At 63.9% G+C, this 5664-nt stretch carries 4 protein-coding genes; 3 read left to right on the top strand and 1 reads right to left on the bottom strand.

Going from position 1 to position 5664, the window contains the following annotated elements; translation table 11 throughout:
* Positions 1-142 precede the first annotated feature (142 nt).
* Positions 143-712, bottom strand: a complete 570-nt coding sequence (locus AC1Q7F_RS32410; RefSeq protein ID WP_492512680.1) for a helix-turn-helix domain-containing protein — start codon at positions 710-712, stop codon at positions 143-145.
* 190 nt (positions 713-902) lie between these two features.
* On the opposite strand from AC1Q7F_RS32410, the gene AC1Q7F_RS32415 reads away from it, so the two are divergent.
* The 3 genes from AC1Q7F_RS32415 to AC1Q7F_RS32425 form a co-directional block, all read left to right on the top strand.
* Positions 903-2939, top strand: a complete 2037-nt coding sequence (locus AC1Q7F_RS32415) for a hydantoinase/oxoprolinase family protein (RefSeq protein ID WP_492512681.1) — start codon at positions 903-905, stop codon at positions 2937-2939.
* Between the two features lie 10 nt (positions 2940-2949).
* Positions 2950-4653: a hydantoinase B/oxoprolinase family protein gene (locus tag AC1Q7F_RS32420; RefSeq protein ID WP_492512682.1), complete on the top strand. Its 1704-nt coding sequence runs from the start codon at positions 2950-2952 to the stop codon at positions 4651-4653.
* A 242-nt stretch (positions 4654-4895) separates the two neighbouring features.
* On the top strand, positions 4896-5664 hold a 769-nt coding region (locus AC1Q7F_RS32425; protein WP_492512683.1), incomplete at its 3' end, for a TonB-dependent receptor.

Below are 5664 nucleotides of genomic sequence, written 5' to 3' on the forward strand. Positions count from 1 at the left end.
CGGCGACAGGTTCACAAAGGCCATGAACGCCTGATTTGAAACCGCCCAGCCGAGCACGGAATTCCCGATAGTCCCCCTTTCATCAGCCTATGGCCACCGTGCGGCGAGCGACATCGAACCGCTTGCGTTCCAGTTGGATCGCCTACCGGAAGATCGATGGCGTGCCGACATAGAGCAGCATCACATCCTCGTCGGATTCATTGCGGGCGCTGTGGGGGACGCGGGAATCGAAATGCATGCTGTCGCCAGGGCCCAGCACGGCGGACTGGCCCCCCACCTCCGCGACCAGCGTGCCGCGCACCACGTACAGGAAATCCTCTCCCTCGCGCTGGTCGGTGGGGAACTGGTGCCCCGCCGGCACGCGCATCAGGATGGCGTCCAACTGCCTTCCTTCCAGGGCCGAGCCGAGATCGAAATAATCGACGGGCGAATCCACCTGGATCGGCACCGGCTTGGCGGCGTAATGGAACACCTCCTGCGCCTGCGGCACCTCCACGAAATACTGGATTTCGACATCCAGGGCCTTGGCCAGCTTCATCAGCGACACGATGGACGGCGTGGTCTGGTTGCGCTCGGCCTGGGAGATGAAGGGCGCGGACATGCCCGACTTCTTGGCCAGATCCATCAATGTCATGCCCAGTTCCTTGCGCCGGGCCTTCAGGCGGGCGCCGATGGGTAGTGTGCGTTCACCCTGGCCAGCTTCGAAAATCATGTCCTTGCCTCCCACGCACCGAAAGTCCGTCGAAGCGCCGGCCCGCATGCCGGTGCTTCTTGTTCCGGATTTCAGTCTATAAAAAATTTGCACTACATCAAAAATTTTGACATCATCATTGTAGCAAAGCGGCGCCGGTTGGGAAAGCTCTCACGAAACGGCGCCAGGGAGAGCTCCGTAGGGGGATAAAATGCGGGTAGCGACAGATGTTGGTGGAACATTCACCGATCTTGTTGTCTTCAGTGACGCAGGTGTCAGGCAGGTCAAGGTCGACACGACACCACCGAATTTTGATAAGGGCGTGATCAACGCCATCATCAAAGCCGACCTCGATCCGGCCGAATTCGACTTTTTCGCGCACGGATCGACGGTGGTCATCAATGCGCTTCTGTCCCGGCGGGGCGTCAGGACGGGTCTGGTGACCACCCGGGGTTTCCGCGACGTGCTGGAGATCGCGCGCGGCAACCGGCCGGACCTGTTCAACCTGGCTTTCCGCAAGGCTTCCAGCTTCGTTCCCCGGCACCTGCGCTTCGAGGTGACCGAACGGCTGGACAGCCAGGGCCGCGTCCGCGTGCCGGTGGACCTGTCGGAGGTCGCCGGCATCGTCCAGGGCCTGCGCGGGGCGGAGGTGGAATCCGTCGCCGTCTGCTTCCTGCACGCCTATCTCAACCCCGAGCATGAACGCCGGGTGGCGGATGAGATTCGGCGTCTGTGGCCGCAGGTCGATGTCGTGACGTCGGAGAGCATCTGCCGCGAATGGCGGGAATATGAACGGACCAGCACGACGGTGCTGTCGGCCTATATCCAGCCCATCGCCCGCTCCTATCTCCAGCGACTGGACGAGAGGCTGGCCGACCTGAAGCTGGGCAGCCCGCTTTATGTCATGCAGTCGAACGGTGGCGTCGGCACCCTGCGCGGCACCATCGGCAACCCGATCACCATGGTGGAATCCGGCCCGGCCAGCGGCATGCTGGGCGCAATGGCGCTGGGCAACCAGATCGGCGAACCGAATCTGGTGGCGCTGGATATCGGCGGCACCACCGCGAAATGCGCCCTGATCCATGAGGGCAAGGTCCGCATCACCACCGAATACCGCATCGAATGGGACCGGGCCAATCCCGGCCATCCCATCCGGACCCCCGTGATCGAACTGGTGGAGATCGGCAATGGCGGCGGCTCCATCGCCTGGATCGATCAGGGCGGCCGGCTGCATGTCGGCCCGCAATCGGCGGGCGCCTCGCCCGGTCCCGCCTCCTACGGCAATGGCGGGACCGATGTCACCACCACGGATGCCAATCTGGTGCTGGGCCGCATCAGCCCCGACCTGTTCCTGGGTGGGGAAAAGCGCCCGGACATGGAGGCCGTGAACAAGGCGTTTGAAAAGCTGGTGGCGCGGCTGGGCGGGACGGTCCGCGACGTGGCGCGCGGCATCGTGCGGATCGCCAATGCCAACATGCTGAACGCGCTGAAACTGGTATCGCTCAGCAAGGGCCACGACCCGCGCGATTTCGCCCTGATCGCCTTTGGTGGCGGCGGGGCCATGCATGCGGTGGCGCTTGGTGAGGAACTGATGGCCAGGAAGGTCATCATCCCCGTCCATTCCTCGGTGTTCTCCGCCTGGGGCATGCTGATGACCGACCTGCGCCGCGACTTCCTGCAGACAAGGCCCGCCAACCTGTCCCAGACAGCGCCGGAAATCATCCATCAGGCCTTCGCGGAACTGGAGGCCGAAGGGCTGGAGCGCGCCCGCGACGAGGGCATGCACGCCGACACGCTGCGCACGGAGCGTTACGCCGACCTGCGCTATCGCGGTCAGGAACACACGGTGAAGGTGAAAGTGACCGGAACCCTGTCCAGCCCCACCGATCTGGAGGCGCTGATCGAGGCATTTCATCTGGCGCATGCCCGCGAATATTCGTTCCGCCTGCCCAATGATGTAGAGATCGTCAACTACCACGTCGTCGCCATCTCGGAGATCGACAAGCAACCGCTGCCGCGTCTGGCCCGGACCGGGCGTGATCTGGCGGCGGCGCGCAAGGCCCCGCGCGAGGTGGATTTCGACGCGGCCGGCATTCACCAGGCCGACATCTATGACTGGTCCCTGCTGGAACCGGGCATGAGCTTCACCGGCCCGGCCATCGTTGAGGACAAGAGCACGTCGCTGGTCGTCACGCCCGGCCGGCAGGTCCGGATGGACGATTTCGGCAATATCCATATCGAGTTGTGAGGACGAGCAGATGACGACGCAAGAACGCCTGGACCCCTACACGCTCGAAATCATCAAGAACGCGCTGACCGCCATCGGCGACGAGATGTTCAACGTGCTGCAGCGTGTCAGCATGAGCCCGATCATCTATGAGGCGCTGGATTATTCGGTGGGCATCACCGATCGCCATGGCGACCTGATCGCCCAGGGCAACGGCACCACCGTGTTCCTGGGTATGATCGACAGTCTGGTCCGTGACATTCTGAAGAAATTCCCCGGCCCGGACGGCATCCGGCCCGGCGACGTCTTCCTCAGTAATGACCCGTATGAAGGGGGCGGCACCCACCTGTCCGATGTGGCCCTGGCCAAGCCAGTCTTCGCCGATGGCGAGCTGATCGCCTTCACGGTCAACAAGGCGCACTGGGTCGATGTCGGCGGCAAGGCCCCCGGCAGCTTCACCACCGACGCCCGCGAGATCTATCAGGAGGGGCTGCAGCTACCCACGGTGAAGGTCATCGCCGGCGGACAGCCGAACCAGGCCGTGCTGGACATTCTGCGCGCCAATATCCGCCTGCCCGAGGATTCGATGGGCGATTTCTGGGCCGGTGTCGCCGCCAACAATGTCGGGGAACAGCGGCTGCTGGCGCTGTGCGCCAAATATGGCCGGGTCCAGGTACAGCAGGCGATGCGCGAATTGCTGGATTATGGCGAGCGGATGACCCTGGCCGAGTTCGGTCGCCTGCCCAAGGGGGAGTTCTTCGCCGAGGACTGGATCGACGATGACGGCGTCCGGACAGAACCGCTGCGCGTCTGCGTGAAGCTGACCATCACCGATGACAGTTTCACGGCGGATTTCAGCGGCAGCGCACCGCAGGCCTTCGGTCCCATCAACAATTCCCGCACCGGTCTGGTTTCCGCCGTGCGCACCATCTTCAAGGCGCTGACCAATCCGCAGATCCCCGCCAATGGCGGCTGTTTTCGCGCACTGACCGTGGTCTGCCCGGACGAGACGATCTTCACCGCCAGACGGCCCGCCCCCGTCTCCACCTATTGGGAGACAATGCTCTATGCGGAGGATCTGATCTGGAAGGCGCTGGCGGAACATGTGCCGGACCGGCTGCCGGCCGGGCATCTTCTGTCGGTCTGCGCCATCATCCTGTCGGGCACCCACCCCGTCACCGGCGATCCCACCATCCTGGTGACGCCGCTGGTCGGCGGCTGGGGTGCCCTGCAGGACCGCGACGGGCAGAACGGCCAGTTCTCCGTCGCCGATGGCGAGACCTACAATATCCCGGTGGAGATCATCGAGGCCCGTTATGGCGTGCATGTGGAGCAATATGCCCTGCATGACGAGGAGGGCGGCGAGGGTCGTCATCGCGGCGGCAAGGGCGTGGTCTTCGATGTCCGCATCGAGGGCGAGGGCGCCGAATTCACCGGCAGCTTCGGCCGCAACCGCTTCCCCCCCTGGGGGGCCGCCGGCGGGCGGGCGGGATCGCGCAACTATATCCGCGTCCTGCGTGGCGGGCGTTCGGACGGCCCGCCGGAAACCTATGGCAAGGCCACACAGCTGCGCCTGGAAAAGGGCGATGTCGTGCGCATGGTGACGGCGACGGGCGGCGGCTGGGGCCCGGCGGCGGAACGGGACGAGGCATTGCTGCAACAGGATCTGCGCGATGGCTATATCACGCCCGAACAGTATCGCCGGCATTACCGTCCCGGCAACGGTCAGGTCTGATCGGGCTGGTCCCTGCGGGGTCACGAGCCGGCATCCGTATGGCGGGACAGGCCATGCGGCTGCCGGCCCTTTGCCGTTGCCGACCCCCGGCTTTCCAGGCTCCGGCGGCCGCTTTGCCGGGTGCAAATTAAGGCGTTGGATCGAATTTTTTCTGTTGTCAAAAATTTTGATGTATGGGACTTTTGTGGGGAGGGAGAGCCATCCCACAATCAGAAAAAATCAAATCCCATATGGAGGCTTCAATGCGCGTCCTTTCGCCGGCCGTGTCGGCCCTGGCGCTTGTCTCGGGTATGGCGTTGACGGTCCCGGCCGTGGCCCAGGAGCTCGCCCTTGAGGAGATCGTGGTGACGGCCCGGAAAATCTCCGAGCGGCTCCAGGATGTTCCCGTCGCGGTGACCGTGTTCACCGACCAGCAGATCCAGGAGGCCGGGATCACCAGACCGGCGGATTTCATCGCGCTCACGCCGAACGTGTCGATCACCCAGTCGCAGGATGTCGGCACCACCTCCATCTCCGTGCGCGGCATCGGGCAGTTGCGCAATGGCGAGGCGCCGATGGCCATCGTGGTCGATGGTGTGCTGCAGTCCAGTCCCTTGCAGTTCAATCAGGAATTGCTGGACATCACCCAGATCGAGGTGCTGAAAGGCCCGCAGGGCGCGCTTTACGGCCGTAACGCCATCGCGGGCGCCATCAACATCACGACCCGCCTGCCGGGGGATGAGTTGAAGGGCCATGCCCAGGTCGGCATCGCCAACGGCAATACGGGCAAGGTTTCCGCCGCGGTCGGTGGTGCGCTGATCGAGGATGTGCTGCTGGCCAAGATCGCGGCGTCTGGCACCTGGTCGCGGGGCCTGATCAAGAACAGCTTCCTCGACAAATATGTCGATGACCAGGACGAGCAGACGGTCAGCGGCCGTCTGATCTACAAGGCGTCGGGGGACTATCGGGAATTCCGTGCTCGGCTGGGCGGTTTCAAATCAGGCGTTCATGGCCTTTGTGAACCTGTCGCCG

It is taken from the genome of Niveispirillum sp. GW835-FHT14G11, from assembly GCF_058793615.1.